Origin of the sequence: Streptomyces sp. NPDC020807 (assembly GCF_040641575.1) — a bacterium.
In the GTDB taxonomy this organism is placed as follows: domain Bacteria; phylum Actinomycetota; class Actinomycetes; order Streptomycetales; family Streptomycetaceae; genus Streptomyces.
The window spans coordinates 1-26,223 of record NZ_JBFADU010000039.1 but is presented as its reverse complement, the minus strand read 5'-3'; the positions used below and the strand labels follow the sequence as shown (position 1 = coordinate 26,223).

26 protein-coding genes are annotated in these 26,223 nt (G+C 71.9%); 16 read left to right on the top strand and 10 right to left on the bottom strand.

Annotated elements, in window-relative coordinates; genetic code table 11:
* Positions 1 to 132: 132 nt before the first annotated feature.
* From AB0G79_RS32155 to AB0G79_RS32105, 11 genes are all read left to right on the top strand, one after another.
* Positions 133 to 1,470, top strand: coding sequence for a DUF6716 putative glycosyltransferase (locus tag AB0G79_RS32155; RefSeq protein WP_360812803.1), 1,338 nt, complete (start codon positions 133 to 135; stop codon positions 1,468 to 1,470).
* Positions 1,470 to 2,693, top strand: a complete 1,224-nt coding sequence (locus tag AB0G79_RS32150) for an acylneuraminate cytidylyltransferase (RefSeq protein WP_360812801.1) — start codon at positions 1,470 to 1,472, stop codon at positions 2,691 to 2,693. The genes AB0G79_RS32155 and AB0G79_RS32150 overlap by 1 nt, the downstream gene beginning before the upstream one ends.
* A gap of 11 nt (positions 2,694 to 2,704) precedes the next feature.
* Positions 2,705 to 3,598, top strand: a complete 894-nt coding sequence (locus tag AB0G79_RS32145) for an N-acetylneuraminate synthase family protein (RefSeq protein ID WP_360812799.1) — start codon at positions 2,705 to 2,707, stop codon at positions 3,596 to 3,598.
* Positions 3,595 to 4,665 (top strand): hypothetical protein, encoded by a 1,071-nt coding sequence (locus AB0G79_RS32140; protein WP_360812797.1) that lies wholly within the window; start codon positions 3,595 to 3,597, stop codon positions 4,663 to 4,665. Before AB0G79_RS32145 ends, AB0G79_RS32140 begins: the two co-directional genes overlap by 4 nt.
* Before the next feature lie 128 nt (positions 4,666 to 4,793).
* The gene (locus AB0G79_RS32135; RefSeq protein ID WP_360812795.1) at positions 4,794 to 6,014 is read left to right on the top strand and encodes an amidohydrolase; all 1,221 of its coding nucleotides are present in this window, start codon (positions 4,794 to 4,796) and stop codon (positions 6,012 to 6,014) included.
* Between the two features lie 316 nt (positions 6,015 to 6,330).
* A complete protein-coding gene (locus AB0G79_RS32130) occupies positions 6,331 to 7,383 on the top strand; it encodes a BMP family ABC transporter substrate-binding protein (protein ID WP_360812792.1) in 1,053 nt (350 codons plus the stop codon).
* Between the two features lie 117 nt (positions 7,384 to 7,500).
* Complete coding sequence (locus tag AB0G79_RS32125) at positions 7,501 to 9,210, top strand: ABC transporter ATP-binding protein (RefSeq protein WP_360812790.1); 1,710 nt, start codon at positions 7,501 to 7,503, stop codon at positions 9,208 to 9,210.
* The gene (locus AB0G79_RS32120) at positions 9,207 to 10,331 is read left to right on the top strand and encodes an ABC transporter permease (RefSeq protein ID WP_360812788.1); all 1,125 of its coding nucleotides are present in this window, start codon (positions 9,207 to 9,209) and stop codon (positions 10,329 to 10,331) included. Before AB0G79_RS32125 ends, AB0G79_RS32120 begins: the two co-directional genes overlap by 4 nt.
* Positions 10,328 to 11,590, top strand: coding sequence for an ABC transporter permease (locus AB0G79_RS32115; RefSeq protein ID WP_360812786.1), 1,263 nt, complete (start codon positions 10,328 to 10,330; stop codon positions 11,588 to 11,590). Before AB0G79_RS32120 ends, AB0G79_RS32115 begins: the two co-directional genes overlap by 4 nt.
* Entirely contained in the window at positions 11,587 to 12,006 is a 420-nt protein-coding gene (locus AB0G79_RS32110; protein ID WP_360812784.1) for a cytidine deaminase, read from the top strand. The genes AB0G79_RS32115 and AB0G79_RS32110 overlap by 4 nt, the downstream gene beginning before the upstream one ends.
* Before the next feature lie 93 nt (positions 12,007 to 12,099).
* Positions 12,100 to 13,377: a thymidine phosphorylase gene (locus AB0G79_RS32105; protein WP_360812782.1), complete on the top strand. Its 1,278-nt coding sequence runs from the start codon at positions 12,100 to 12,102 to the stop codon at positions 13,375 to 13,377.
* 144 nt (positions 13,378 to 13,521) lie between these two features.
* On the opposite strand, the gene AB0G79_RS32100 is transcribed toward AB0G79_RS32105, so the two are convergent.
* Positions 13,522 to 14,172, bottom strand: a complete 651-nt coding sequence (locus AB0G79_RS32100; protein WP_360812780.1) for an HAD family hydrolase — start codon at positions 14,170 to 14,172, stop codon at positions 13,522 to 13,524.
* Between the two features lie 50 nt (positions 14,173 to 14,222).
* On the opposite strand from AB0G79_RS32100, the gene AB0G79_RS32095 reads away from it, so the two are divergent.
* A complete protein-coding gene (locus tag AB0G79_RS32095) occupies positions 14,223 to 14,501 on the top strand; it encodes an STAS domain-containing protein (protein WP_360812778.1) in 279 nt (92 codons plus the stop codon).
* On the opposite strand, the gene AB0G79_RS32090 is transcribed toward AB0G79_RS32095, so the two are convergent.
* The 3 genes from AB0G79_RS32090 to AB0G79_RS32080 are packed head-to-tail and all read right to left on the bottom strand — an operon-like array spanning position 14,498 to position 17,537.
* Positions 14,498 to 15,472, bottom strand: coding sequence for a sigma-70 family RNA polymerase sigma factor (locus AB0G79_RS32090; protein ID WP_360812776.1), 975 nt, complete (start codon positions 15,470 to 15,472; stop codon positions 14,498 to 14,500). The genes AB0G79_RS32095 and AB0G79_RS32090 overlap by 4 nt on opposite strands.
* Before the next feature lie 36 nt (positions 15,473 to 15,508).
* Positions 15,509 to 16,216 carry a L,D-transpeptidase gene (locus tag AB0G79_RS32085; RefSeq protein ID WP_360812774.1) on the bottom strand — a complete coding sequence of 236 codons (708 nt, stop codon included), beginning with the start codon at positions 16,214 to 16,216 and terminating at the stop codon, positions 15,509 to 15,511.
* Positions 16,217 to 16,274: 58 nt separating this feature from the next.
* Positions 16,275 to 17,537 carry an MFS transporter gene (locus tag AB0G79_RS32080; protein WP_360812772.1) on the bottom strand — a complete coding sequence of 421 codons (1,263 nt, stop codon included), beginning with the start codon at positions 17,535 to 17,537 and terminating at the stop codon, positions 16,275 to 16,277.
* Positions 17,538 to 17,599: 62 nt separating this feature from the next.
* On the opposite strand from AB0G79_RS32080, the gene AB0G79_RS32075 reads away from it, so the two are divergent.
* Positions 17,600 to 18,571, top strand: a complete 972-nt coding sequence (locus AB0G79_RS32075) for a LysR family transcriptional regulator (RefSeq protein ID WP_360812770.1) — start codon at positions 17,600 to 17,602, stop codon at positions 18,569 to 18,571.
* Here the strand turns inward: AB0G79_RS32075 and AB0G79_RS32070 are convergent.
* A complete protein-coding gene (locus AB0G79_RS32070) occupies positions 18,507 to 19,322 on the bottom strand; it encodes an alpha/beta hydrolase (protein ID WP_360812768.1) in 816 nt (271 codons plus the stop codon). The genes AB0G79_RS32075 and AB0G79_RS32070 overlap by 65 nt on opposite strands.
* Before the next feature lie 189 nt (positions 19,323 to 19,511).
* On the opposite strand from AB0G79_RS32070, the gene AB0G79_RS32065 reads away from it, so the two are divergent.
* Together AB0G79_RS32065 and AB0G79_RS32060 are read left to right on the top strand one after the other, a co-directional pair.
* Positions 19,512 to 20,666: an adenosine deaminase gene (locus AB0G79_RS32065; RefSeq protein ID WP_360812766.1), complete on the top strand. Its 1,155-nt coding sequence runs from the start codon at positions 19,512 to 19,514 to the stop codon at positions 20,664 to 20,666.
* 180 nt (positions 20,667 to 20,846) lie between these two features.
* A complete protein-coding gene (locus tag AB0G79_RS32060; protein ID WP_360812764.1) occupies positions 20,847 to 21,224 on the top strand; it encodes a hypothetical protein in 378 nt (125 codons plus the stop codon).
* A gap of 97 nt (positions 21,225 to 21,321) precedes the next feature.
* Here AB0G79_RS32060 and AB0G79_RS32055 read toward each other — a convergent pair whose 3' ends face one another.
* From AB0G79_RS32055 to afsQ1, 5 genes are all read right to left on the bottom strand, one after another.
* Entirely contained in the window at positions 21,322 to 21,528 is a 207-nt protein-coding gene (locus tag AB0G79_RS32055; protein WP_360812762.1) for a PspC domain-containing protein, read from the bottom strand.
* Between the two features lie 92 nt (positions 21,529 to 21,620).
* Positions 21,621 to 22,169, bottom strand: coding sequence for a VanZ family protein (locus AB0G79_RS32050; protein ID WP_360812760.1), 549 nt, complete (start codon positions 22,167 to 22,169; stop codon positions 21,621 to 21,623).
* 53 nt (positions 22,170 to 22,222) lie between these two features.
* Entirely contained in the window at positions 22,223 to 22,942 is a 720-nt protein-coding gene (locus tag AB0G79_RS32045) for a hypothetical protein (RefSeq protein ID WP_360812758.1), read from the bottom strand.
* Positions 22,939 to 24,471 carry a HAMP domain-containing sensor histidine kinase gene (locus AB0G79_RS32040; RefSeq protein ID WP_360812756.1) on the bottom strand — a complete coding sequence of 511 codons (1,533 nt, stop codon included), beginning with the start codon at positions 24,469 to 24,471 and terminating at the stop codon, positions 22,939 to 22,941. Before AB0G79_RS32040 ends, AB0G79_RS32045 begins: the two co-directional genes overlap by 4 nt.
* Positions 24,468 to 25,145: a two-component system response regulator AfsQ1 gene (afsQ1, locus tag AB0G79_RS32035; RefSeq protein WP_360812754.1), complete on the bottom strand. Its 678-nt coding sequence runs from the start codon at positions 25,143 to 25,145 to the stop codon at positions 24,468 to 24,470. Before afsQ1 ends, AB0G79_RS32040 begins: the two co-directional genes overlap by 4 nt.
* A gap of 180 nt (positions 25,146 to 25,325) precedes the next feature.
* Here afsQ1 and AB0G79_RS32030 point away from each other — a divergent pair, with 180 nt between their 5' ends.
* Positions 25,326 to 26,048 (top strand): SigE family RNA polymerase sigma factor, encoded by a 723-nt coding sequence (locus AB0G79_RS32030; RefSeq protein WP_360812752.1) that lies wholly within the window; start codon positions 25,326 to 25,328, stop codon positions 26,046 to 26,048.
* Positions 26,049 to 26,223: the final 175 nt, after the last annotated feature.

The following is a 26,223-nucleotide window of genomic DNA, read 5'->3' as shown; positions in this document are numbered from 1 at the left end:
GGGAAATCCAGCCCTCTCCCGGCCGGATTCCGGGTGTTCCCGGGGCCGCTTCAGAATGCGGAGGCGCTCTGTTCACCCGTTGTTGTGGCCCAGTTGGGCCGAAAAGCGGAAGGCCCTTCTAGCGTCCTCGACGTGCCAGCAAGTAGCAGCGAAGCGGTACGGACCGCCGTACTCGCCGATTCCGACACCCGGTGGAAATGGGGCGCCCTCACGGCGCGCCGCATCACCGCGGCGACAGCCGAGCCCACCGGTTTCGTCCTGCGCGGCAGGGCCACTCCCACCGCACGCCAGCTCGCCGAGACCGGGGTCTCCCGGGTCGCCCCGCGCGAGGTGACGGGCGCGGAGTTCCTGCGCGAGGTGCGGGACGCGGAGGAGCGCGGCGAGGGGTACGACGTCCTCGTCCTCGCCCTCGTCGGCGGAACCGTCCGCGCGGTCCTCCAGGGCATCGCCGACCTCGGCCTCGAGCGCCGCCCGGTGATCGTCACCGGATACGTCGGTGTCGTGTACGAGAAGCTCGCCGACGGCCTCCTCCTGCGCCACGGCGCCGACGTCGTCCTCGCCAACTCCCGCCACGACGCCGAGCGTTTCCGCGCGGTGTACGAGGGTGTCGGCGCGGACTCCGAGGGCGTGGGCGCCGAGGCGGACCCGGAGGTGCCCGTCGGCCTCGCCGACCCCGTCGTCGAGGCCGCGCTCCCCTTCCTCGGCGGAGCCCCGTACGCCCCCCTGGCGGGCCGCGACACCCTCGTCTTCGCCGCACAGCCCTCCGTGCCCGTCAGCCGGGCCGAACGCGCTTACCTGCTGCGCCGGTTGACCGAGCACGCCCGGCTCCACCCCGGCCGCGAGGTCCTCCTCAAGCTCCGCTCGAAGCCGGGCGAACACACCACGCACCTGGAGGAGTTCCCGTACCAGAAGCTGGTCCGCGAGCTCGACGCGCCCGCCAACTTCCGCCTCGTGTACGGAAACATGGGCGAGGTCCTGGACCGCACCGACCTCCTGGTCACCGTCTCCTCCACGGCCGCCCTCGAAGCGCTCCACCGCCGGATCCCCACCGCGGTCCTCACCGACTTCGGCATCCGCGAGGCCCTCGGCAACCACCACTTCGTCGGCTCCGGCCTCCTGACCTCCTTCGACCGGCTCGACAAGGGACGCGTCCCCGTGCCGGACGAGGAGTGGCTCGCCCGGCAGGGCGTCGCCTCCGACAGCCCGTACGAGTCGGCCTTCGACGCGGCCCGCGACCGCGTCGCCGCGCTCCTCGCACTCCCCGCCCTGCCCCCGCTCCGCCCCTACTACACCGCGGAGACGGCCCCCGGCTACCTGCCGGGGATCCTCGCCCGCCACCGCCTGGACGTCACCGCGCCGGAGCCCCGTGAGAGCGGCCTGCGCCGGGTCGTGCGGGAGGCCGCGCGGGGCGCGTACCGCCACGGCGTGCAGCGCGTGGCCCCCGTCATCCGCCGCCTGGGAGACCTGTGATGCCGACGAACGAGCACGAGAGCACGACGCCCACGGTCCTCGCCGTGATCCCCGCCCGGGGCGGCTCCAAGGGCGTCCCCGCCAAGAACCTCGCCCCCGTCGCAGGGGTCCCGCTGGTGGCCCGCGCCGTCCACGCCTGCCTCGGCGCCCGCACGGTGACGCACGTCGTCGTCTCCACCGACGACGAGGCCATCGCGGCGGCGGCCCGTACCGCCGGAGCCGAGGTCGTGCGCCGCCCCGCCGACATCGCCGGGGACACCGCGAGCAGCGAGGCCGCCGTCCTGCACGCCGTGGACGCCTTCGAGGCGGTCCACGGCCGCACGGCAGACGTCGTCCTCCTCGTCCAGTGCACGAGCCCCTTCCTCACCTCCGCCGAGGTCGCCGAGACCGCCGACCGGGTCGCGTCCGGCGCCGCCGACACCGCCTTCACGGCCGCCCCCAGCCACGGCTTCCTGTGGCGCGATTCCGGCGCGGGCGGCGCCGAGGGCGTCAACCACGACAAGGCCCACCGCCCCCGCCGCCAGGACCGCGAGCCCGAGTACCTGGAGACCGGCGCCGTCTACGCGATGGACGCACCCGGCTTCCGTACCCACGGACACCGCTTCTTCGGCCGCACCTCGATCGTCGTCACCGACCCCGCCCGGGTCCTGGAGATCGACGACCCGCACGACCTCGCCCGCGCGAAGGCCCTCGCACCGCTCCTCGGCGCGCCCGCCACCCCCGGCTTCGCCGACGTGGACGCGGTCGTCCTCGACTTCGACGGCACCCAGACCGACGACCGGGTCCACCTCGACGCCGAGGGACGCGAGTTCGTCTCCGCCCACCGCGGCGACGGCCTCGGCATCGCGGCCCTGCGCCGCGCCGGACTGCCCGTCCTCATCCTCTCCACCGAACAGAACGCCGTCGTCGCCGCCCGCGCCCGCAAGCTCAAGATCCCCGTCCTGCACGGCATCGACCGCAAGGACCGGGCCCTCAAGGAGTGGTGCGACGCCGAGGGCATCGACCCGCAGCGCGTCCTCTACGCCGGCAACGACGTCAACGACCTGCCCTGCTTCCACCTCGTCGGCTGGCCCGTCGCGGTGAGCAGCGCCCACGACTCCGTCCGGGCCGCGGCCCGCGCGGTCACCACCACCCCCGGTGGTTTCGGCGCGATCCGCGAGATCGCCGCCTGGCTCCTCGGGCCCGAACTCACCCCGCCCTCCCCCCGCGTCACCAACTCCTAAGGAACAGCACCATGAGCACCCGTCTGCGCACCTTCGGCTCCAAGACCGCCGGCCCCGGCCGCCCCGTCTACATCACCGGCGAGATCGGCATCAACCACAACGGCGAGCTCGAGAACGCCCTCGCGCTCATCGACGTCGCCGCCGAGGCCGGCTGCGACGCCGTGAAGTTCCAGAAGCGCACCCCGGAGATCTGCACCCCGCGCGACCAGTGGGACATCGAGCGCGACACCCCCTGGGGCCGCATGACGTACATCGACTACCGCCACCGCGTGGAGTTCGGCGAGGACGAGTACCGCGCCATCGACGAGCACTGCAGGAAGCGCGGCATCGACTGGTTCGCCTCCCCGTGGGACACCGAGGCCGTCGCCTTCCTGGAGAAGTTCGACGTCCCGGCCCACAAGGTCGCGTCCGCCTCCCTCACCGACGACGAGCTCCTCCGCGAGCTGCGCGCCACCGGCCGCACGGTCATCCTCTCCACCGGCATGTCGACGCCGAAGCAGATCCGGCACGCCGTCGAGGTCCTCGGCTCGGACAACATCCTGCTCTGCCACGCCACCTCGACCTACCCGGCCAAGGCCGAGGAGCTCAACCTCCGCGTGATCAACACGCTGAAGGAGGAGTACCCGAACGTCCCGATCGGCTACTCCGGCCACGAGACCGGCCTCCAGACCACCCTCGCCGCCGTCGCCCTCGGCGCCACCTTCGTCGAGCGCCACATCACCCTCGACCGCGCCATGTGGGGCTCCGACCAGGCCGCCTCCGTCGAACCGCAGGGCCTCCAGCGCCTCGTCCGCGACATCCGCACCATCGAGACCGCCCTCGGTGACGGGGTCAAGAAGGTGTACGAGTCGGAGCTCGGCCCGATGAAGAAGCTCCGCCGGGTCCAGGGGCTCGTCGCCGCATGACCGGGCAGCTGGCGTTCGTCGAGAGCCCGGTCCAGCTCCTCAACGTCCTGGAATGGGCGCACACGCAGGCGCCCGACCGGGCCCCCGGCGAGCCGCCCGCGCCCGCCCTCACGGTCGTCGTCCTGTCGCCGACCGACCCCATGTCGCGGGGCCAGCTGCGCCGCATGGCCCAGCTGGCCCGCGACGACGGGCTCACCGTCCTCTGGCAGGAGGCCCGCGCCGGCCGCGGCGCCCTCGCCCGCACCCTGCGGGGGCTCGCCGGGCCGCTGCGCTCGGCCGAGCGGGTCGTCATCGGCGACCCGTTCTCCCGCTACGTCCAGCTCCTCCTGACGCTCTTCGCCCCGCGCCGCCTCACCGTGGTCGACGACGGGACGGCGACGATGGAGTTCGCCGCCCAGCTCGGCCGCGGCGAGCGCCTGGTCCGCTGGCACCGCAAGGGCAGCCTCGGCCCGCGCGAGCTGGTCCTCGCCCCCGTCACCTCGATGGCCAGGCGGCGCCTCGCCCCCGCCCGCGGCCGTACGGTCGAGATCTTCACCTCCCTGCCCGTCGAGGCGCCGGAGGGCGTGGAGGTCACGAGGAACGCCTACGCCTGGACCCGGGACCGCTTCGGGCCCCCGTCCCTCACCGGCGGCGCGGACCTGGTGGGCACCTCGCTCGTCGAGACCGGGGTCGTCGACTCCGCCCACTACCTGCGGGTCGTCGGCGAGCTGGCCCGCACGCACGGGGCGACCCGCTACTTCGCGCACCGGCGGGAGAGCTCCGAGAAGCTGCACGCCGTCGCCGTCGAGACCGGTCTCCAGATCGTCCGGCCCGACCTGCCCCTGGAGCTCATCGCCCGCCGCGGACCCATCGGCCGCACGGTCGTGAGCTTCCCGTCCACGGTCGTCCACACCCTGCCGCTGGCCCTCGTCGGTACGGGCGTGAAGGTCGCCGTCGTCGAGGTCGCGCCCGAGTGGCTCCGGGCCACCGCCTCGCCGCGGGCCCAGGGCTTCCTGTCCGGGATCGCGGGCACGGCGGCCCACGAGGTCGACCGGCTCACCCACCCGACCCGACTCGAGTTCGGCTAGAGAATCAGGCGACCGTACCCACATCGAGGGGCCTTCATGCACGGCAAACCGAGATTCTTTCCCCTATCGGGCTGAACTTTTCGTGATCAACGGGCAGTTGATCTCCGAAGGGGCCTACCCTTCAAAAGGTGAACCAGTTGAAGTCCCGTGAGCCAGGCTCCACCACCCTGCCCGGAACGCTGTCCGCACCCCTGCGAGCCGAACTGATCGCCTTCCGCAGGGACTTGCACATGCACCCGGAGCTGGGCAACCAGGAGTTCCGTACGACCGCCGCGCTCAAGGCCCGCCTGGAGGCGGCCGGCCTCGCGCCGAAGGTCCTTCCTGGTGGCACGGGACTCATCTGTGACATCGGGACTCCGGACCGCAAGCGGCCGATGCTCGCCGTGAGGGCCGACCTCGACGGGCTGCCCATCCCGGACGTGAAGACCGTCGCGTACCGCTCCACCGTGGCCAACCGCGCCCACGCCTGCGGACACGACGTCCACACCACCACGGTCCTCGGCGCCGGACTCGTCCTCGCCGAGCTCGCCCGTCAGGGCCGCCTGCCCGCCCCCGTCCGGCTCCTCTTCCAGCCCGCGGAGGAGGTCCTGCCGGGCGGCGCCGCCGACGCCGTCCAGGCCGGGGTGCTCGACGGCGTCGGCCGGATCATCGCCGTCCACTGCGACCCCAAGGTCGACGTCGGGAAGATCGGGCTGCGGGTCGGCCCCATCACCTCCGCCTGCGACCGGCTCGAAGTCACCCTCGACGGCCCCGGCGGCCACACCGCGCGCCCGCACCTGACGACCGACCTCGTCACCGCCGCCGCCCGCGTCGCCACCGACGTCCCCGCCGTCCTCGCCCGCCGCGTCGACGCCCGCTCGGGCCTCTCCGTCACCTGGGGCCGCATCGAGTCCGGGCACGCGCCCAACGTCATCCCGCAGCACGCCGAGCTCTCCGGCACCGTCCGCTGCCTCGACCTGCCCACCTGGCGCGCCGCGCCCGACCTGGTCCACGCGGCCGTCGACGAGATCGCGACCCTGCACCGGGCCAAGTCGACGGTGAACTACGTCCGGGGCGTCCCCCCGGTCGTCAACGACGCGGCCGTCGCCGAGCTCCTCGCCGACGCCATGACCGCCCGCAGGGGCGCGCACGCCATCGAGGACACCGAGCAGAGCCTCGGCGGCGAGGACTTCTCCTGGTACCTGGAGCACGTCCCCGGCGCCATGGCCCGCCTCGGCGTCCGCACCCCCGGCGACGCGCGGGTCCGCGACCTCCACGCGGGCGACTTCGACGTCGACGAGCGCTGCGTCGAGTCGGCGGTCGAACTCTTCACCGCCGCCGCCCTGATCGACGCGGACGTACGCCGCTGACCCCCTCGACGGCACCCGGAAACGGGGAGGGGTGATCAATCCCACGCAGGCCCGCTCAGATGAGCGCGAAAGGTCCTCCTCAGCCGTCCGGCCCACCGCCCGGCGTGTCCCAATTCGCGCTCTGGCCAAGGCTCGTACCTGCCTGTATAACCGGCGGTACCTGGTCGAACGCTGCCCGTGGCCCCCTCCCGGGGCCTTGCGACGATCCGATAACGACTCATGAACGGGTCTTTAACTGACATCTACGCGCGTTACGATCGCCGCGAAACCAGCGCCGGAAGAGGCGCTTTCGGTCAGTCTTGAAGGGACCCTCCTCTTGCGCCGGATCACCAGGATCACGACCGTGGGCATCGCCTCCGCGGCGCTCGCGCTGTCCGCCACCGCCTGTGGCAAGTCGTCCAACGACTCGGGCAGCAGCACCGACTCGAAGGCCGGCAAGGCCGCCATCGCGTACGACATCGGTGGCCGCGGCGACCAGTCGTTCAACGACGCCGCCTACGCGGGCCTGAAGAAGGCCGAGGACGAGCTCGGCGTCAAGGGCGCCGAGGCCGAGCCGTCGGCCGGCGAGGGCGACGCCGACAAGGTGCAGCGCCTCACCGCGCTCGCCCGCGCCGGCAACAACCCGGTCATCGGTGTCGGCTTCGCCTACGCCCCGGCGATCGAGAAGGTCGCGAAGGCGTACCCGAAGACCACCTTCGGCATCATCGACGACACCTCGAAGACCGGCGCCAACATCGCCAACCTGGTCTTCAACGAGGAGCAGGGCTCCTACCTGGCCGGCGTCGCCGCCGCCAAGGCGTCCAAGTCCGGCACGGTCGGCTTCATCGGCGGTGTCGAGGTTCCGCTGATCAAGAAGTTCGAGGCGGGCTTCGCGCAGGGCGTCAAGGACACCAACCCCAAGGCGAAGGTGCTCGTCCAGTACCTGACCCAGCCGCCGAACTTCGACGGTTTCGCCAAGCCCGACCTGGGCAAGGCCGCCGCGCAGGGCCAGCTCGACAAGGGCGCCGACGTGATCTACGCCGCCGCCGGTCTCGCCGGCTCCGGCGCGATCGAGGCCGCCTCCACCGCGGGCAAGTGGGCCATCGGCGTCGACTCCGACCAGTACAACCAGGCGGGTCTGGCCAAGTACAAGAACCAGATCCTGACCTCGGTCACCAAGGACGTCTCGGACTCCGTCTTCAACCTGATCAAGTCGGTCAAGGACGGCAAGCCGCAGTCCGGTGAGGTCCGCTACGGCCTCGCGACCGACGGCGTCGGCCTGGCCGAGTCGAACCCGGCCTACACCAAGATGACCGACGTCACCGAGGCTGTCGCCAAGGCGAAGAAGGACATCGTCGACGGCAAGATCACGGTCAAGACCGCTCCGTAAGGACGCAGGTCACGACCTGATTCCCGGGCCCGGCGTCCGGTGGCACCGCCCACCGGACCCGGGCCTGGGTCCCATTCCCGTACGGGTTTTCATTTTTCGGCAGCGCTACGCGTGTAGATGTCTCACTGGCACGATAACTTCGCCCCGCCCTGCCTCCCCGCTCCCACTCCTTCCGGCCAAGGAGAGTGCGTCATCAACGCGTCCAGCCCCCCTGCCGTAGAACTTCACGGCATCACCAAGCGGTTCCCCGGCGTCGTCGCCAACAAGGACATCGCGATCACGGTCCGCAAGGGCACCGTGCACGCCCTCATCGGCGAGAACGGTGCCGGCAAGTCGACCCTCATGAAGATCCTCTACGGCATGCAGAAGCCGGACGAGGGCACCATCGCCATCGACGGTGAGCAGGTCACCTTCTCCAGCCCCGGTGACGCCATCGCGCGCGGCATCGGCATGGTGCACCAGCACTTCATGCTCGCCGACAACCTCACCGTCCTGGAGAACGTCGTCCTCGGCGGCGAGAAGCTCTACGGCATCGGCGCCAAGGCGCGGAAGAAGATCCTGGAGATCTCCGACCAGTACGGCCTCGGGGTCCGCCCCGACGCCCTCGTCGAGGACCTCGGTGTCGCCGACCGCCAGCGCGTGGAGATCCTCAAGGTCCTCTACCGCGGCGCCCGCATCCTCATCCTCGACGAGCCGACCGCGGTCCTCGTCCCGCAGGAGGTCGACGCGCTCTTCGGCAACCTGCGCGAGCTCAAGTCCGAGGGCCTGACCGTCATCTTCATCTCGCACAAGCTGGGCGAGGTCCTGAAGGTCGCCGACGACATCACCGTCATCCGCCGAGGCACCACCGTCGGCACCGCCGACCCGAAGACCGCCACCACCAAGCAGCTCGCCGAGCTGATGGTCGGCAGCGAGCTGCCCTCGCCGGAGACCCGCGAGTCGACCGTCACCGACGTGCCGATGCTCCAGGTCACGAACCTGACCCTGGTCGAGAGCGGCGCCGGCGGCACCCCGCTGACCACGGCCGCCCCCGCCGACCCGTCGAAGGCCGTCACGGTCCACGAGGAGGTCGCGGTCGGCCGCAAGCTCCTCGACGACATCTCGCTCACCATCCACAAGGGCGAGATCCTCGGCATCGCCGGCGTCGAGGGCAACGGCCAGACCGAGCTCATCGAGGCCCTCATGGGCATGTGCTCGCCCGACGCGGGCGTCATCAGCCTCGACGGCGTCGACATCTCCAAGGTCTCGGTGCGCAAGCGCCGCGAGGGCGGCATCGGCTACATCCCCGAGGACCGCCACCGCCACGGCCTGCTCCTCGAAGCCCCGCTCTGGGAGAACCGCATCCTCGGTCACGTCACCGAGGAGCCCAACTCCAAGCGCGGCATCCTCGACCCGAAGGCCGCCCGCAAGGACACCGAGCGGATCGTCCGCGAGTACGACGTCCGGACCCCCGGCATCGACGTCACCGCGGCCTCCCTCTCCGGCGGCAACCAGCAGAAGCTGATCGTCGGCCGCGAGATGAGCCACGCCCCGAAGTTCCTGATCGCCGCCCACCCCACCCGTGGTGTGGACGTCGGCGCGCAGGCGCAGATCTGGGACGCCATCCGCGACGCCCGCCGCGAGGGCCTGGCGGTCCTGCTGATCTCCGCCGACCTCGACGAGCTGATCGGCCTCTCCGACACCCTCCGGGTCATGTACCGCGGCCAGCTCGTCGCGGACGCCGACCCCGCCACCATCACGCCCGAGGAGCTGGGCTCCGCCATGACCGGCGCGGCCACCGGCCACCTCGAAGGCACCGAGCAGTCCGAAGACGGTGACGCCCGATGATGAAATTCGACAAGGACAAGCTGATCATCGGGGCCGCGGGCCCGGTGCTCGCGCTCGTCACCTCGTTCGTCCTCACCGTCCTGGTGCTGCTCGCGACGGGTCTCGACCCGATCGAGCCGATCCGGCTGATGATCGAGAACGCCGAGTACACGGACATCCAGGTACTGATCGTCAACCAGACGGGCATCTACTACCTGGCCGCCCTGGCCGTCGCCATCGGCTTCCGGATGAACCTCTTCAACATCGGCGTCGACGGCCAGTACCGCCTCGCGGCGATGGTCTCGGCCCTCGTCGGCGCCTCCGTCGAGCTCCCCGGCCCGCTGCACATCCTGCTCATCGTGCTCGTCGCGATGCTCACCGGTGCCTTCTGGTCCGGCATCGCCGGTCTCCTCAAGACCACCCGCGGCGTCTCCGAGGTCGTCTCGACGATCATGCTGAACGCCATCGCGACCTCCCTGGTCGCCTGGCTGATCCTGCCCAAGAACTTCGGCGTCCAGCCCGAGGGCTCGAACAACCTCACCACCGGTGAGATCTCCGAGTCCGGCTGGTTCCCCGGCATCGACATGGGCGAGGGCAACGGGGTCATCTACGGCTTCACGTTCGTCGCGCTCGCCCTCGGCGTCGTCTACTGGTTCGTCCTCAACCGCACCCGGTTCGGCTTCGACCTGCGCGCCACCGGCGCCAGCGAGTCCGCCGCCCAGGCCAGTGGCGTCGACGCCAAGAAGATGATCCTCACCTCGATGCTGCTCTCGGGCGCCCTGGCCGGCCTCTCCGGCATGCCGACGCTGCTCGGCGAGTCCCACACGTACAGCCTCGACTTCCCGGTCGGCGTCGGCTTCACCGCCATCACGATCGCCCTCCTCGGCCGCAACCACCCGGTCGGCATCCTCTTCGCGGCCCTGCTCTTCGCGTTCCTCGACAAGGCGTCCTCGTCGCTGGACACCGCCGGGTACCCGAAGGAAATCACCCAGATCATGCAGGGCATCATCGTGATCGCGGTCGTCGTCTCGTACGAGCTCGTCCGCCGTTACGGCCTCCGCCGCCAGCAGCAGAAGGTCGGCGAGGAGCTCGCCGCCGGCGGCGCCATCAAGACCGAAGCCGACAAGGAGGTCTCGGCATGAGCACCGGCACTGTCACCAAGCCGAGCGCCGCGCCCAAGGGCGGCGGACGCCAGAAGCTCACCCTGCCGTGGATCATGCTGATCGTCGCGGCCGGTCTCGTCCTCTTCTCGCTGGTCCGGGTCGTCTCCGGCGCCAACGACCTCACCTCCGTCGGCCAGGTCTCCGGCGCGCTCCAGCTCGCCGTCCCGATCGGCCTCGCCGGTCTCGGCGGCCTGTGGGCCGAGCGCGCGGGCGTCGTCAACATCGGCCTCGAAGGCATGATGATCCTCGGCACCTGGTTCGGCGCCTGGGCCGGCTACCAGTGGGGCCCCTGGGTGGGCGTCCTGTTCGGCCTGCTCGGCGGCGCGCTCGGCGGCCTGCTGCACGCGATCATCACCGTCACGTTCAACGTGAACCACATCGTCTCCGGTGTGGCGGTCAACATCCTCGCGGTCGGCTTCACGCAGTACCTGTCGAACTTCACCTTCGCCGAGGCCGAGGGCGGCTCCTCGAAGCAGTCCCCGCGCATCGAGGAGATCACCACGATCACGATCCCAGGGCTGTCCGACTGGCTCCAGGACCTCCAGCAGAAGCACTGGTTCCTGATCTCCGACATCGCCGGCATCCTCGGCGGTCTGGTCACCAACCTGTCGCTGCTGACCGTCGTCGCCATCCTGCTCATCCCGGCGACCTGGTGGCTCCTCTGGCGCACCTCCTTCGGTCTGCGCCTGCGCTCCTGCGGTGAGAACCCGGTCGCGGCCGAGTCCCTCGGCGTGAACGTCTACAAGTACAAGTACATCGCCGTCGCCACCTCCGGCGCCCTCGCGGGCCTCGGCGGCGCGTTCCTCGCGATCGTCTCCACCGGCATCTACCAGGAGGGGCAGACCGGCGGCCGCGGCTACATCGGTCTCGCCGCGATGATCTTCGGCAACTGGATGCCCGGCGGCATGGCGCTCGGCGCCGGCCTCTTCGGCTTCACCGACAGCCTCAAGCTGCGCGGCGGCGCCGAGAACGTCCACGCGCTGCTGCTGCTCGTCGCGGTGCTCCTGGTGATCGCCGCCGTCTGGCAGCTGTACAGGAAGAAGTACGTCCCCGGTGTCGTCGCCGCCGCCTTCTCGGCCGTCTTCTTCCTCTGGTACGCCCTGACGGACGAGGTCCCGAGCCAGTTCGTCGACGCGGCCCCGTACATCACCACCCTGCTGGTGCTCGCGCTCTCGGCGCAGCGCCTGCGGATGCCCAAGGCGGACGGCCTGCCGTACCGGAAGGGCCAGGGCAAGTGACGCGGGACTTCCCGGAGGCGTCCCTCCCGGAGTCCGGCTGGGAAGCCCTCCGTACGGAGGCCCGCGCGGCGATGGGCCGCGCGTACGCCCCCTACTCCGGCTTCCCGGTCGGGGCGGCGGCCCTCGTCGACGACGGCCGCACGGTCTCCGGGTGCAACGTCGAGAACGCGTCCTTCGGGCTCGGCCTGTGCGCCGAGTGCGGGCTCGTCTCGCAGCTCCAGGCGACCGGCGGCGGCCGTCTGACGCACTTCGTGTGCGTGGACGGCCGGGGCGAGTCCCTCGTCCCGTGCGGCCGCTGCCGGCAGCTCCTGTACGAGTTCGGCGGCGCCGAGCTCGTCCTGGAGACGCCCGCCGGGTTCCTGACCCTGGGGGAGATGCTCCCGCAGGCGTTCGGCCCCGAGCACCTCGCCAAGTAAGGCCCCGGAGCGACCCTTCGTGCACGATGGAAGGGTCGCTCCCCCCTTTCCCTCCCCTCTATGCGCGTAGAAGTAGAAAGAGGAACCATCACCATGGACGTCATTTCCGTCATCCGTACGAAGCGGGACAAGGGCGAGCTGAGCCCGGAGCAGATCGACTGGGTCATCGACGCCTACACCCGTGGTGCGGTCGCCGACGAGCAGATGTCCTCGCTGGCCATGGCGATCCTGCTCAACGGCATGAACCGCACCGAGATCGCCCGCTGGACCGCCGCGATGATCGCGTCCGGCGAGCGCATGAACTTCGACGCGCTCTCCCGCCCGACCGCCGACAAGCACTCCACCGGCGGCGTCGGCGACAAGATCACCCTGCCGCTCGCCCCGCTCGTCGCCGCCTGCGGCGCGGCCGTCCCGCAGCTCTCCGGCCGCGGCCTCGGCCACACCGGCGGCACGCTCGACAAGCTGGAGTCCATCCCCGGCTGGCGCGCGCTCCTCTCCAACGAGGAGATGCTGCACGTCCTCGACACCACCGGCGCGGTCATCTGCGCGGCGGGCGACGGCCTGGCCCCGGCGGACAAGAAGCTGTACGCGCTCCGCGACGTGACCGGCACCGTCGAGGCGATCCCGCTGATCGCCTCCTCGATCATGTCCAAGAAGATCGCCGAGGGCACCGGCTCCCTGGTCCTGGACGTCAAGGTCGGCACCGGTGCGTTCATGAAGACCATCGAGGACGCCCGCGAGCTCGCCTCCACGATGGTCCAGCTCGGCACCGACAGCGGCGTGAAGACGGTCGCGCTCCTCACCGACATGTCGACCCCGCTCGGCCTCACCGCGGGCAACGCGCTCGAGGTCCGCGAGTCCGTCGAGGTCCTCGCCGGCGGCGGCCCCCAGGACGTCGTCGACCTGACCCTCGCCCTCGCCCGCGAGATGCTCGACGCGGCCGGCGTCAAGGACGCCGACCCGGCGAAGGCCCTCAAGGACGGCTCGGCCATGGACGTCTGGCGCCGGATGATCGCGGCCCAGGGCGGCGACCCGGACGCGACCCTCCCGGTCGCCCGCGAGCAGCACGTCGTCACGGCCCCGTCCTCGGGCGTCCTGACCCGCCTCGACGCCTACGACGTCGGCATCGCCGCCTGGCGCCTGGGCGCGGGCCGCGCCCGCAAGGAGGACCCGGTGCAGGCGGGCGCGGGCGTCGAACTCCACGCCAAGCCCGGCGACACGGTCACCGCGGGCCAGCCCCTGATGACCCTCCACACGGACACCCCGGAGAAGTTCGACTACGCCCTGGGCTCGCTGGAAGGCGCCTGGGACATCGCGGCGGAGGGCACGTCCTTCACGGCGAACCCGATCGTCCTGGACCGCATCGCCTGAGGCCTGAGCCGAGGCATATCCCCCTGACGCCCTCAGGTGAACGGGACCGGTGGACCTCCACCGGTCCCGTTCGGCCCAGTAACGCGAACCACGACAGGGTCCCCGCCCCCTTCGACCTCACCCTGGACACCGCCGAGTTCCCCGTCAGCTGAACAGCAGCCCCGGGAGCTCCCGCATCGCGTCGAAGACCACCGTCCGCGGGCCCATGAGCCGGTCCGCGCGGGTCAGCCCGCCGGCGTAGCCGAAGGCGCGCATCCCGGCCGCACGGGCGGCCTCGACGCCGTACGGGCTGTCCTCGACGACCGCGCAGCGCTCGGGCGGCACGCCCATCGTGGCCGCCGCGTGGAGGAAGAGGTCCGGGGCCGGCTTCGCCCGGGGGACGTCGTGGGCGCTGAACCTGCGGCCCTCGAAGCGGCTCAGGAGTCCCGCCCGGTCCAGGTTCCGGGCCACGGTCGCATGGCTGCCGTTGGACGCCAGGCAGTAGGGGACGGCCAGCGCGTCCAGGACCTCGGTGACGCCCTCCACGGCCGTGAGCTCCGCGTCGAGCGCGTCCTCGTACCGCTGCTTGTACGGGGTCTGCCAGTCCGGCTCCAGCGGCTTGCCCCGGCGCTCCTCGACCAGCGCGGTGAGCATCGCCTTCGAGGAGCCGATGAAGAGCTCGGCCATCTCGGCCTCGGTGAACTCCGCTCCGACGTCGGCGAACACCTCCCGGTCCACCCGGCAGTAGATCCGCTCGCTGTCCACCAGGACACCGTCGCAGTCGAATATCACCAGTTCGACGGGCTCATGAGTCATGATCGCGAGCCTAGCGATGAGTTACGGGCGCGGCGAGGGTCTCCCCTCGCGTGGACCCCTGCCGAGCGCCCCTCGTCCTGACCCTGCCCGCCCGCCCCGCCCGGGACGAGATGGCGGGCCTCTGCGCGCGCCTCGCGCACGCCCCTCCCGGGGACGTGGTCTGTCAGGTGGGGGCCCTGGGCGGCGCCGACCTCGTCGCCGTCGACGCCCTCGCACGCCTCGGACTCGCCGCGAAGCGACACGGCCACCGCATCCGCTTCGAGGGAGCGGGGCCCGAGCTGCGGGCCCTGCTCCTCCTCACCGGACTCGCCGAGACGCTGGAACTCTAGGCCTCCAGCCGCGCCGGCAGCTCGAAGAGCGGGAACCAGCGCTCGGTGTCCAGGAAGAAGTCCATCCCGGCCACCTTCCCGTCCCGCAGCTCCAGGACGATCAGCGCCCACGGGCTGAAGCCGCCCGCCGGGTCCGGGTGGTACTGGGCGAAGGCCGGCGAGCCGTTCGCCACGGTCGGGACCAGCCTGGAGCCCGAGCAGACCTCGCCGACCCCGAGCATCCAGCCCACGATGTCGTCGTGGCCCTGGAGCCAGAGGTCGTACGGCGGCATGGACATCGTCGCGTCCTCGTGGAGCAGCGCCGTCAGCGCCTTCATGTCGTAGCCCTCGAAGGCCACCACGTACCGCTCCAGGAGCGCCTTCTGCTCCTCGTCCAGCGGGTCCGCCGCGTCGGACGCGGCCGGCGCCTGCTCGGCGAGGGTCGCGCGGGCCCGCTGGAGCGCGCTGTTGACCGAGGCGACCGAGGTGTCGAGGAGCTCGGCGACCTCGCTCGCCTTCCAGGCGAGCACCTCGCGCAGGATGAGCACCGCCCGCTGCTTCGGCGGCAGGTGCTGGAGCGCGGCCATGAACGCGAGCCGCACCGACTCCCGGGACAGCGCCGTCTCCGCCGGGTCGCCCGCCGAGGGCAGCACCCGCCCGTCCGGCATCGGCTCCAGCCAGGTGATCTCCGGCTGCTTCACGAGCTGCGCCTGCGCGACGGGGGTCGGGGAGGTCAGGTCCATGGGCCGCGCGCGCTTGTTGCCCGCGCTCAGCGCGTCCAGGCAGACGTTGGTGGCGATCCGGTACAGCCACGACCGCACCGAGGACCGCCCCTCGAAGCTCGCGCTCGCCTTCCAGGCGCGCACCATCGTGTCCTGCACCGCGTCCTCCGCCTCGAAGGAGGATCCGAGCATCCGGTAGCAGTAACCGGTCAGTTCCCTGCGGTAGCTGTCGAGTTCGTCGGTCGTCACGGTCGCGTTCGTCGTGGTCACGCGACCGAAGCTAGCGCAGGGCACTGACAGAGCGGGTCAGGTTCCCGGCTTCCGCCCGTAGACGAAGACGTCGTCGCCGTTGCGCAGCAGGTTCCAGTAAGCCTTCGCGTCCGCCGACCGCATGTTCACGCAGCCGCCCGAACCCGGCGGGTTCCACATGGACTTGGTCGTCGAGTGGAACGCCTGCCCGCCGTCGAAGAACTGCGCGTACGGCATGGAGACGTTGTACAGGGTCGACCAGTGGTTGATGTTCCGCCAGTAGATCTTCTTCGAGCCGGTCCGCGTCTCGGTGCCGTCCTTGCCCGTACGGACCGGCACGGGGCCGTACTTGAGCCGCGAGCCGTCCTGGATCCAGCTCAGCTGACGGGTCAGGTCGACGCAGGCGATCCGGCCCCGGTTGGTCGGGCAGGTGCCCGCGCGGTTCGGGGTGGTGCCGGCGGCCCGCTGCTGGAGCATCGTGTTCATCGTGCGCCAGGTGACCGGGCCCGCGTACCCCATCGTCGGGGTGATGCCGTGCTTGGCCTGGAACGCCTGGATGGCCCGGCAGTCGCCGAGCGACTGCCGCCCGTCGACGGTCCGCCCGAGGAACTTCTCCACCTGCTTCTGGTACGGCCCCGTCGTGACGTTGCAGGACGCGGCCTGTGCCGGGGCCGTGCCCAGCGCGATCGTCATCGGTACGACGAGGGACGTGAGGCCGGCCGTGATGCCCGCTCTCTTCCCCCAACGAGCCATGATTCGGTTCATGATCGTCAACTCCCCCTAGAGTCCTGTCACTTAGGACGCCGGGGGGAGAGGAGCGGTTTCAGGCCGCCGTCACCAGCTGCGGCCGCCGCGCCGCCACCCGCGCGCTGTGGGAGCCGTACAGCGTCACCGACACCACGCCGAGGACCGCGACCAGCCCGATCGCGACCGTGCCCGCCCAGCCGCCCGCGTGGAAGGCGACCGCGCCGAGCGTGCCGCCCGCGCTGCTGCCCAGGTAGTACGCGGACTGGTAGAGCGCCGAGGCCTGCGCGCGGCCCGTCTTCGCCGTGCGGCTCACCGAGGACGAGGCGACCGCGTGGCCCGCGAAGAAGCCGGCCGTGATCAGGACCAGGCCCGCGAGGACCGCCGCGAGGGAGTCGGAGAGGGAGAGGAGGAGGCCCGCCGCCGTCGTCGAGACCGCCAGGTACAGCGCCCCGCGCCGGCCGAGCCGCCCGACGAGCCTTCCGGCGGCGGCGGAGGAGACCGTGCCGACCAGGTAGACGAGGAAGATCGAGCCGATGACGCCCTGGGGGAGGGAGAAGGGCGCCTCGGCGAGCCGGTAGCCGATCACGGTGTAGACCGCGCCGAAGACCGTCATGAACAGCGCGCCGATCACGTACAGGCGGACGAGCAGGGGGTCCGACAGGTGCGTCCTGACGGTCCTCGCGAGCGCCTTCGGGTTCAGCGTGCCCGCAGCGAAGTGCCGCGCCTTCGGGAGCAGTGCGCGGAAGGCGAGCGCGCAGAGCAGCGAGGTCAGGCCGACGGCGGCCAGACCCGCGCGCCAGCCCCACATCTGCGCGACCCAGCCGGTGACCAGGCGGCCGCTCATGCCGCCGATCGAGTTGCCCGCGACGAAGAGGCCGATCGCGGCGATCAGCGCCTTCGGCCTGACCTCCTCGGCGAGGTACGCCATCGCGGAGGCGGGGAGTCCGGCGAGCGCGGCGCCCTGGAGGGCGCGCAGCGCGATCAGGGTCTCCAGGTTCGGCGCGAAGGGCACGAGGAGCGCGACGGCGACGGCGACCGTGAGGGAGGCGGTCATCATCGCGCGCCGGCCGAAGCGCTCCGAGAGGGCGCTGAGCGGGAGGACGCAGAGGGCGAGGGCGCCGGTGGCGGCGGAGACCGTCCACGAGGCGGCGGACGCGGTGGCGCCGAACTCGGCCGAGATGGCCGGGAGGAGGGCCTGCGTGGAGTAGAGGAGGGCGAAGGTGGCCAGGCCGGCGGCGAAGAGCGCGAGGCTCGTCCGGCGGTAGCCGGGGACTCCGGGAGCGAGGCGGGTGTCGGCGGACGCGCTGGTGGCGCCCGCCTTGGTACTGGCGGGAGGCATGTCACGAACGTAGGACGCCCTGTTTCATGCGTCCAATGCACGGAACTGATGTAATCGTTCCCATGGTGCATGAGTACAGGTCACAGCCTCGCCTGTCACCGAACAGTAACGAAGAAGACATGGGCCCGGTACTCGCTCCGCGCCTCGCGTACTTCGCCGCGGTGGCCCGCCACGAGCACGTGACGCGCGCCGCGGCCGAGATGGGCGTCCCGCAGTCGACGCTCTCGCGGGCGATGGTCCGGCTGGAACAGGACCTCGGCGTCTCGCTCTTCGCCCGGCGCGGCCGGACGGTCTCCCTCACCCCGGCGGGCCGCCGCTTCCTCACGGCCGCGGAGAAGGCGCTCGCGGAGGTCGAGCGGGCCGCCGACACCGTACGGGCCGACGCCGACCCGACGGCCGGCCGGGTCGCCTTCGGCTTCCTGCACACCATGGGCTCGGAGACCGTCCCCGCGCTCATCCGGGCCTTCCGCGTCGACCACCCGCGCGTCCGCTTCACCCTCGTCCAGAACTACGGCGAGGCGATGATCGAGCGCCTGCGCGTCGGCGACCTGGACCTCTGCCTGACCTCCCCGGTCCCGGACGCCCCCGACCTCGTCGCCCGGCGCCTCGACGAGCAGCGGCTGCGGCTCGTCGTCCCCGACGACCACCGCCTCGCGGGCCGCCGCCGCGTCCGCCTCGCGGAGGCCGCCGACGAGACCTTCGTGACCCTCGAACCGGGTTACGGGCTCCGCCGCATCACCGACGACCTGTGCGCGCAGGCCGGCTTCACGCCGCGCGTCGCCTTCGAGGGCGAGGAGGCCGAGACCCTGCGCGGCCTGGTCGCCGCCGGCCTCGGCGTGGCCCTGCTGCCGCCGCCCGCGGTCCCGCGCCCCGGCGTCGTCGAGCTGAGCGTCACCGCGCCGCGGGCGGTCCGCGAGATCGGGGTGGCCTGGCTCGACGGGCACCCGGACACGGCCCCGGTGGCCGCCTTCAAGAAGTTCCTCCTGAGCCGGCGCGGCCACCTCCTCCCGGAGCTGCCCACGACGGGCTCGTGAACCCCGCCGCGAGCGGCATCCGCAGCCCCAGCGGCGGGGGAGCGGCCATGGCGTCGGTCACCGGCCGGGCGACGGGCCGGGCGAAGAGGGCGCCGAGGGCGAAGTCGGCGGCGAGGTCGCGGACCTCGTGCGCGTACTGGCGCAGCGCGTGCCCGTCCGAGTGCACCTCGAACCGGCAGGTCTCGCGGTTCGTCTTCTTGGCCCGCTCGGCGAACCGGAACGACAACTCCGGGTCCGTCCGGGCGTCGTTGGTGCCGTGCACGATGAGCACCCGGCGCCCGAGGAGCTGCCGTACGGGCTCAGGTTCGGCGGCCACGTCGTCCTCGGGCAGCCACGGCGCGAGGGCGACGACCGCCCCGACCGCCTCGTGCCCGCCGGCCCGCAGCGCGGCCCGCGCCCCCATCCCATGCCCGACGAGGCAGACCGGCACGTCCCCGTACCGCCGCACGGCCTCGCCGACCGCCCAGGAGGCGTCGGCGGCCTGCTCGGCGTCGGCCCCGTTCCAGCCGCGTCCCCGGTACCGCACGACGTGCGCGACGAGCCCCTCGCTCCGGCCGCCGCGCACGAGCCGCCGCCCGAGCGGCAGCACGGCGGCGTGCGCCCGTGCGGAGGGCCGCCGCCGCGAGGCCTCGTCCCCGTCCGGCAGCAGCAGCACGACACCGCCCACCGCCGGGGGCCGGTTTCCTCCAACGGGCCGACCGAGCCGGGGTCGCCGAGCTCCGGACGGCCCCACGAGTGCGAAGAGCGCCATGACAGAACAGTCTCAGAAGCGGAGGTGTACGCCAGCGGTACGCGCGATCACTGTTACGTATCGAGCCTCGAATGAACGCCCCCATCCCATAAGTCCGTTCGGGTTGCGGTCGCGGGCGGCCGGAGGCGGGCGAGGGAGTTTTCGGCGCGAGAGGGCGCGCTCTACGCGCGTAGGGGCTACAGTGCGGAAATGACGAGCCAGACCCCCCAAGTCCCCACCGCGGACCAGATCCGCCGTGCTCCGAAGGTGCTCCTCCACGACCACCTCGACGGCGGACTGCGCCCCGGCACGATCATCGAACTCGCCCGGGAGCAGGGCTACGGGCAGCTTCCCGAGACCGAGCCCGACAAGCTCGGCATCTGGTTCCGCGAGGCCGCCGACTCCGGTTCCCTGGAACGCTACCTGGAGACCTTCGCGCACACCTGTGCCGTCATGCAGACCCGTGACGCCCTGGTCAGGGTCGCCGCCGAGTGCGCGGTCGACCTCGCCGAGGACGGGGTCGTGTACGCGGAGGTGCGCTACGCCCCCGAGCAGCACCTGGAGGGCGGCCTGACCCTCGAAGAGGTGGTCGAGGCCGTCAACGAGGGCTTCCGCGAGGGCGAGCGGCAGGCCAGGGCCAACGGGCACCGCATCCGCGTCGGCGCGCTGCTCACCGCCATGCGGCACGCCGCCCGCTCCCTGGAGATCGCCGAACTCGCCAACCGCTACCGCGACACCGGCGTCGTCGGCTTCGACATCGCGGGCGCGGAGGCCGGCTTCCCGCCCACCCGCCACCTCGACGCCTTCGAGTACCTGAAGCGGGAGAACAACCACTTCACGATCCACGCGGGCGAGGCCTTCGGTCTGCCCTCCATCTGGCAGGCGCTCCAGTGGTGCGGCGCCGACCGTCTCGGTCACGGCGTCCGGATCATCGACGACATCGAGGTCGACGAGGACGGCTCGGTCCGCCTCGGCCGCCTCGCCGCCTACGTCCGCGACAAGCGGATCCCCCTGGAGATGTGCCCCACCTCCAACCTCCAGACCGGCGCCGCCGCCTCGTACGCCGAGCACCCGATCGGCCTGCTCCGCAAGCTGCATTTCCGTGCCACCGTCAACACGGACAATCGCCTGATGAGCGGAACGAGCATGAGCCGCGAATTCGAGCTGCTGACCGAAGCTTTCGGATACACGCTCGACGACATGGGCTGGTTCACTGTCAATGCGATGAAATCAGCGTTCATTCCTTTCGATGAACGACTCGCCATGATCAATGACGTGATCAAGCCCGGCTATGCCGAGCTCAAGTCCGAATGGCTGTTCCAGCAGACCGCCACGACCAGCGACTCTTCCCGTACGGAAGGCTGATCGCACCCTCGCAAAGGGATTCGAAGCGGCCGGGTGGGCACGACACCCGGCCGCTTTCCGGTGTTTGCGGTGGAGGCGTCCGGTGGTTAGGTTGCAGAGCCGCTCTGCATTCCCGTGTTCCCAGGATTTCCCCCAGCGGCTTTTCCCCGAAGCCCCGGATTCCCCAAGGAAGATTTTCAGATGAAGCAGTCTGCCGCCAAGAAGCTCGGTGTCGCCGCCCTCGGTGCCGCTTTCGCCGTCACCGCCGCCGGCACGGCCTCCGCGTCCGCCCTGCCGCTCGACGCCGACGCGCTGGGCACGGTGACCAGCGCCGTCCCGCTGGGCAGCGACCTCACGGAGCTCCCCGACGGCGCCGGCGAGTCCCTCGGTGCCGGACAGGGCGCCCTCGCCCAGGGCGTCGACCAGGGCGTGAAGACCCTCCCGGCCGCCGCGGGCCCGGCCACCCAGAACCTCCCGCTCGACGCCGCCGCGGGCGGCCTCGGCGCCACCCCGCTCGGCGGCCTCCTCGGCGGCCTGCCGATCGGCGGCCTCACGGGCGGCGGCCTGCCGATCGGCTGACCCGAGCACGGGCCGTGACCCGAGCCCGTACCCGTACACGCCCGAGGGGCGCGCACCCGGAGACCCGGATGCGCGCCCCTCGGGCGTTCCCCCGTGACTACCAGGCGGTCGTCGAGCCCGCGGCCTTCTCGCCCGGCAGGAATATCCACAGACCCAGGTAGATCAGGAACTGCGGCCCCGGCAGCAGGCACGAGACCAGGAAGATCAGGCGCATCGTCGTCGCGGAGGTACCGAAGCGCCGCGCCAGCGCCGCGCACACTCCGCCGATCATGCGTCCGTTACGGGGGCGGACAAGTGCGGCCATGGTGGGCTCCTTCGAAAGCGTCTGCCGGGAGCCGCTCCGTCGGGCTCCCGATGACTCCATGCTGCCCCCGCCACCCGCGTCCGGGCGTCGGCCTACGGGGCGATCGGGACCCTGGAAATCGTCGGGGTCGAACCCTGAGCCTTCTCGTCCTTCGGCAGGGGGGAACCCTGATCCCGCTCCGACCTGCGGCGCAGCCGCGCCCGCCCGGCCGGCACGAACAGGAGGTGCGCGAGCGCCACCCCTGCCGTGTTGAGGAGGACGGAGTCCACGTCGACGACCTGCCCCGGCACGGCGGTCTGGAGCAGTTCGAGGGCGAGCGAGACCAGCGCACCGGCGGCGACCGTCCGGACGAACGAACCCCAGCGGGAGACGCGGAGCCGGCCGTCGGCCATCGGCAGCAGCACCCCGAGCGGGGCCAGGAGCAGCAGCCCCTCGGCGATCAGCCGGGCGGCCTCGGCGCGGCCGAGCGCGAGATCGGCCCGGATGCCGGCGAAGGGGACGGTGTTGGGTGCGGTCACCCAGGCCACGTCCCGCGGGCGGAGGCCGAACCAGGCGACGAGCAGCAGATACGCGAGGAGGAGAGCGAACCCCGCCCCACGGACGACCACGGCGGTGCTTCCGCCCGAACCTTGACGCTGCACGCCTCCCAAGACGCGCGACGCGGCGGAATCGGTTCCGCCGGTACGGAGAAGCCTCAGGTGGCGGGAGTGGACTGCGTCACGCCGGGCGTCACGCCGGGCGTCACTCCGGGCGTCACTCCGGGCGTCGCCCCCGGTGCCGTCGTGGGCGTCGTGGGCGTCGTCCCCGGATCCGTCGCCGGTGCCGGGGCCGTCGGCGGGTTCGACTCAGGGCGCTCCCGCAGGTCCGTCGTGCACTGGTAGCGCTTCGGCTCGTACCAGCCGGGACCGCCCAGCAGCACCGTGTGGTCGCCCGCGCCCGCCGAGCTCTCCGCGAAGGTGCAGACGATCTGCGAGAGCGCGACCGGCGTCAGGTCCTCCGGCTGGCGGCTCAGCCGCAGGGTGCCCGCCGGGTCGCCCGCGCGTCCGCCCTTGACCGCGAGCGGACCCCGTACCGCCGTCGAGAAACCGGCCTGCCGCTCGTCCTCCGACGGCTCGGCGAGCAGCTGCGCCAGCAGCCCGGACGCCGTCCGCACCGGGTCGCCGCCCGCCTTCTCCTCCGGCAGCGGCGAGCGGCGGTCGACGGCCTCCAGCTGCGAGCCGCACACCAGGAAGACCCGGACCGGCACGCCCTGCGCGGCCGTCGCCGACGCCTTCTCCTCGGTGACGCTGCACGGGACCCGGGACGGGGCCGCGCCCGCGTCCACGGGCACGGACGTCGTCCTGATCCCGCACCCGGTCAGCACCAGCGCGACGAGCCCCGCGGCGGCGGCCAGCGCGTACGTACGGCGTCTCACTCGTCCTCCACCTCGCCCCGGCCGCTCCTCGTCCGCACCTCGCGCGTGATCCCCGAGGCGTCCAGCGGCAGCCGCAGCACGAACACCGCGCCGTCCACCGCCCCGTCCTCGCCGACCGAGTTGGAGGCGGTGATGGAGCCGCCGTGGATCAGCGCGTTCTCCATGGCGATCGACAGGCCGAGGCCGCTGCCGTCCGACCGGGGCCGGGAGGCACTCGCCTTGTAGAAGCGGTCGAAGACGTGCGGGAGCACGTCCTCCGGGATGCCCGGGCCGTGGTCGCGGACCGCGATGACGAGTTCCTCCCGCTCCGTCCGCACCGACACCCGCACCGGCGAGCCGCCGTGCTTGAGCGCGTTGCCGATGAGGTTGGCGAGGATGACGTCGAGGCGGCGCGGGTCGAGCGGCACCATGATCCCGCGCTCGGCGTCCAGATCGACCGCGTCGAGCCAGGCCCGGGCGTCGATGCACGCGGTGATCTGGTCGGCGATGTCCACCTCGTCGACGACGAGCCGGGCGGTGCCCGCGTCGAAGCGGGTCACCTCCATCAGGTTCTCCACCAGGTCGTTGAGGCGCCGGGTCTCGCTCACGACGAGCGCGACCGCCGGGGCGATCATCGGGTCGAGCGCGTCCTGCTCGTCCTCCAGGACCTCCGTGACGGCGGTCAGCGCGGTCAGCGGCGTCCGCAGCTCGTGCGACATGTCGGCCACGAACCGCCGCGAGGACTCCTCGCGCGCGCTCATGTCCGCGACCTTCTTCTGGAGGGACTCGGCCGCGCTGTTGAACGTCCTGGTCAGGTCGGCGAGTTCGTCGGCGCCGGTGACCCGCAGACGGGTGTCGAGCTTCCCCTCGCCGAGCTGCTTGGCCGCCTCGCCGAGCCGGTGCACGGGCCGCAGCACGGTCGTCGCCGCGACCTGCGCGAGCAGCACCGAACCGGCCACCGCGAGCGCGGTCGCGATCCCCAGCGACCAGGCCAGCGAGTTGAGGTCGGCCTTCTCCGCCGCCAGCGACTTGAACATGTAGCCGGCCGGACCACCGCCGTCGATCCGCGTCCCGCCGACCAGGTACGGCGTCCCGTTCCGCTCCGTCCGCTGCCAGAACAGGTGGTACGGGTACGGGTTCGCGTCCGTCACCGGACGCCGCGTGTCCACGGCCTCCCGCAGCGACCGCGGCACGTCGGCCAGCGTGAAGTCGTCAGGGTCCGACGCCCCGACGATCGGCTTGCCCGCAGCCCGCTCACCGAGCAGCAGCACCTGGTAGTTGGCGGCGCTGCCGGCGGCCATCTGCTCGGCGGTCCGCCGCAGGTCCTCCTCGGTGGGCCGCAGCGGCAGCGTCGCCGCCCGGTTCTGCATCTCCTGCCGGAAGTCGTTGAGCGCCCCGTCCTGGGTACGGGTCAGGACCGCCTCGCGGTTCAGCCAGTACGCGATGCCGGAGGCCGAGACGGCCGCGGTGAGGGCGACCAGGGCGAAGACGACGACGAGGCGCAGCCGCAGGCTGGAGAGCCGCAGCCGTGCGAGGAATCCTTTGCTCACGCAGGAACGTCCAGGCGGTAGCCGACCCCGCGGACCGTACGGATCAGAGTCGGCGAGGACGGCACGTCCTCCACCTTCGCGCGCAGCCGCTGCACACAGGCGTCGACGAGCCGCGAGTCGCCCAGGTAGTCGTGCTCCCACACGAGCCGCAGCAACTGCTGCCGGGACAGCGCCTGTCCGGGCCGCCGGCTCAGCTCCAGGAGCAGCCGCAGCTCGGTCGGCGTGAGCTGGAGGTCCTCGCCGTTCTTCGTCACGGTCATCGCCGACCGGTCGATGACGACCGAGCCGTACGTCGCCGAGTCCGTCGACTCGCGCTCGCCGCGCCGCAGTACGGCCCGGATGCGCGCGTCGAGCACCCGGCCCTGCACCGGCTTCACCACGTAGTCGTCGGCACCGGACTCCAGGCCCACGACGACGTCGATGTCGTCGCTGCGCGCCGTGAGCAGGATGATCGGCAGCTGGTCGGTGCGGCGGATGCGCCGGCACACCTCGAAGCCGTCGATCCCGGGCAGCATGACGTCGAGCACGACCAGGTCGGGCCGCTGCTCGCGCAGCAACTGCAGGCCGTCCTCACCGGTCGCGGCGGTGGCCACCCGATGGCCCTGCCGTGACAGGGAGAGTTCGAGGGCCGTGCGGATGGCGTCGTCGTCCTCGATCAGCAACAGAAAAGGCACGCCGTCATTCTGTCCCATGCGGCCGTCCGGGGACGACCGCTTACCGGGGTGCTCGTCGTACCGCTCGTGTCCCGTCCCCTGTGACACGCCTGTGACAGTCGGCGGACACCGCCATGATGTCCGCCGGGCAGGCTTCTTGGCACACGGACCGAATCAACTCCGAACGACGGGGGGCGCGAGATGAACGCACTGCACAGCACCACCTCAAGCGCAGTTGTCACGCGCCTCCACGACGTCGGCCGGAGCACCGAGAAGTCCGGCGCGGTGAACGGGCGGGGGTGCGTTCGCGGCGTCGGGCGCCAGCGCAAGGCGCCTTACATGGTGGCCGTCGCTGACGCGGGAGCGGTGTACGGGGAGGGCACGGGGGAACGCGCCGGCTGTTCGGAGGCCGAGTTCACGGCCTACGTCCAGGAGCGTCGTGCCTCCCTGTACGCCACCGCCTACCACCTGACCGGTGACCGCTTCGAGGCCGAGGACCTGCTCCAGAGCGCGCTGTTCTCCACGTACCGCGCCTGGGACCGGATCAGCGACAAGGCCGCCGTCGGCGGATACCTCCGTCGCACCATGACGAACCTGCACATCAGCGCGTGGCGTCGCCGCAAGCTCAACGAGTACCCCACCGAGGAGCTGCCGGAGACGGTCGGCGAGACGGACGCGATGCGGGGCACGGAGCTGCGCGCGGTCCTGTGGCAGGCCCTGGCCCGGCTGCCCGAGCTCCAGCGGACGATGCTGGTGCTGCGCTACTACGAGGGCCGTACCGATCCGGAGATCGCGGAGATCCTGGACATCAGTGTCGGCACGGTGAAGTCGAGCATCTGGCGTTCGCTGCGGCGCATGCGCGAGGACGAGGTGCTCAGCTTCGGCCGTGACGAGGAGGAGTCCTTCGGCGAGCTGGTGGCCTGAAGGTCGGGGGGAAACGGGGAAAACGGGGGGGCACGGGGGAAAGACCCGCGCGGGCTCACGGGGGAAACGGGAGCTCGCGGGGGAGTACGGGGGACACGGGGAAACGAGAAGCGGGTGGGGGGCGCCGGGGGGGGCGGGGGGCCCCCCGGGTCGCGGGGGGGGGGGGGGGGCGCGC

Bases quoted from the DNA above. Each gene is read 5' to 3' on its own strand.
- AB0G79_RS32085 (WP_360812774.1), bottom strand. From the start codon at position 16,216: ATGAACCGAATCATGGCTCGTTGGGGGAAGAGAGCGGGCATCACGGCC.
- AB0G79_RS32065 (WP_360812766.1), top strand. From the start codon at position 19,512: ATGACGAGCCAGACCCCCCAAGTCCCCACCGCGGACCAGATCCGCCGT.
- AB0G79_RS32080 (WP_360812772.1), bottom strand. From the start codon at position 17,537: ATGCCTCCCGCCAGTACCAAGGCGGGCGCCACCAGCGCGTCCGCCGAC.
- AB0G79_RS32105 (WP_360812782.1), top strand. From the start codon at position 12,100: ATGGACGTCATTTCCGTCATCCGTACGAAGCGGGACAAGGGCGAGCTG.
- AB0G79_RS32075 (WP_360812770.1), top strand. From the start codon at position 17,600: ATGGTGCATGAGTACAGGTCACAGCCTCGCCTGTCACCGAACAGTAAC.
- AB0G79_RS32055 (WP_360812762.1), bottom strand. From the start codon at position 21,528: ATGGCCGCACTTGTCCGCCCCCGTAACGGACGCATGATCGGCGGAGTG.
- AB0G79_RS32070 (WP_360812768.1), bottom strand. From the start codon at position 19,322: ATGGCGCTCTTCGCACTCGTGGGGCCGTCCGGAGCTCGGCGACCCCGG.
- AB0G79_RS32140 (WP_360812797.1), top strand. From the start codon at position 3,595: ATGACCGGGCAGCTGGCGTTCGTCGAGAGCCCGGTCCAGCTCCTCAAC.
- AB0G79_RS32120 (WP_360812788.1), top strand. From the start codon at position 9,207: ATGATGAAATTCGACAAGGACAAGCTGATCATCGGGGCCGCGGGCCCG.
- AB0G79_RS32145 (WP_360812799.1), top strand. From the start codon at position 2,705: ATGAGCACCCGTCTGCGCACCTTCGGCTCCAAGACCGCCGGCCCCGGC.
- AB0G79_RS32115 (WP_360812786.1), top strand. From the start codon at position 10,328: ATGAGCACCGGCACTGTCACCAAGCCGAGCGCCGCGCCCAAGGGCGGC.
- AB0G79_RS32100 (WP_360812780.1), bottom strand. From the start codon at position 14,172: ATGACTCATGAGCCCGTCGAACTGGTGATATTCGACTGCGACGGTGTC.
- AB0G79_RS32060 (WP_360812764.1), top strand. From the start codon at position 20,847: ATGAAGCAGTCTGCCGCCAAGAAGCTCGGTGTCGCCGCCCTCGGTGCC.
- AB0G79_RS32150 (WP_360812801.1), top strand. From the start codon at position 1,470: ATGCCGACGAACGAGCACGAGAGCACGACGCCCACGGTCCTCGCCGTG.
- AB0G79_RS32125 (WP_360812790.1), top strand. From the start codon at position 7,501: ATGTCTCACTGGCACGATAACTTCGCCCCGCCCTGCCTCCCCGCTCCC.
- AB0G79_RS32030 (WP_360812752.1), top strand. From the start codon at position 25,326: ATGAACGCACTGCACAGCACCACCTCAAGCGCAGTTGTCACGCGCCTC.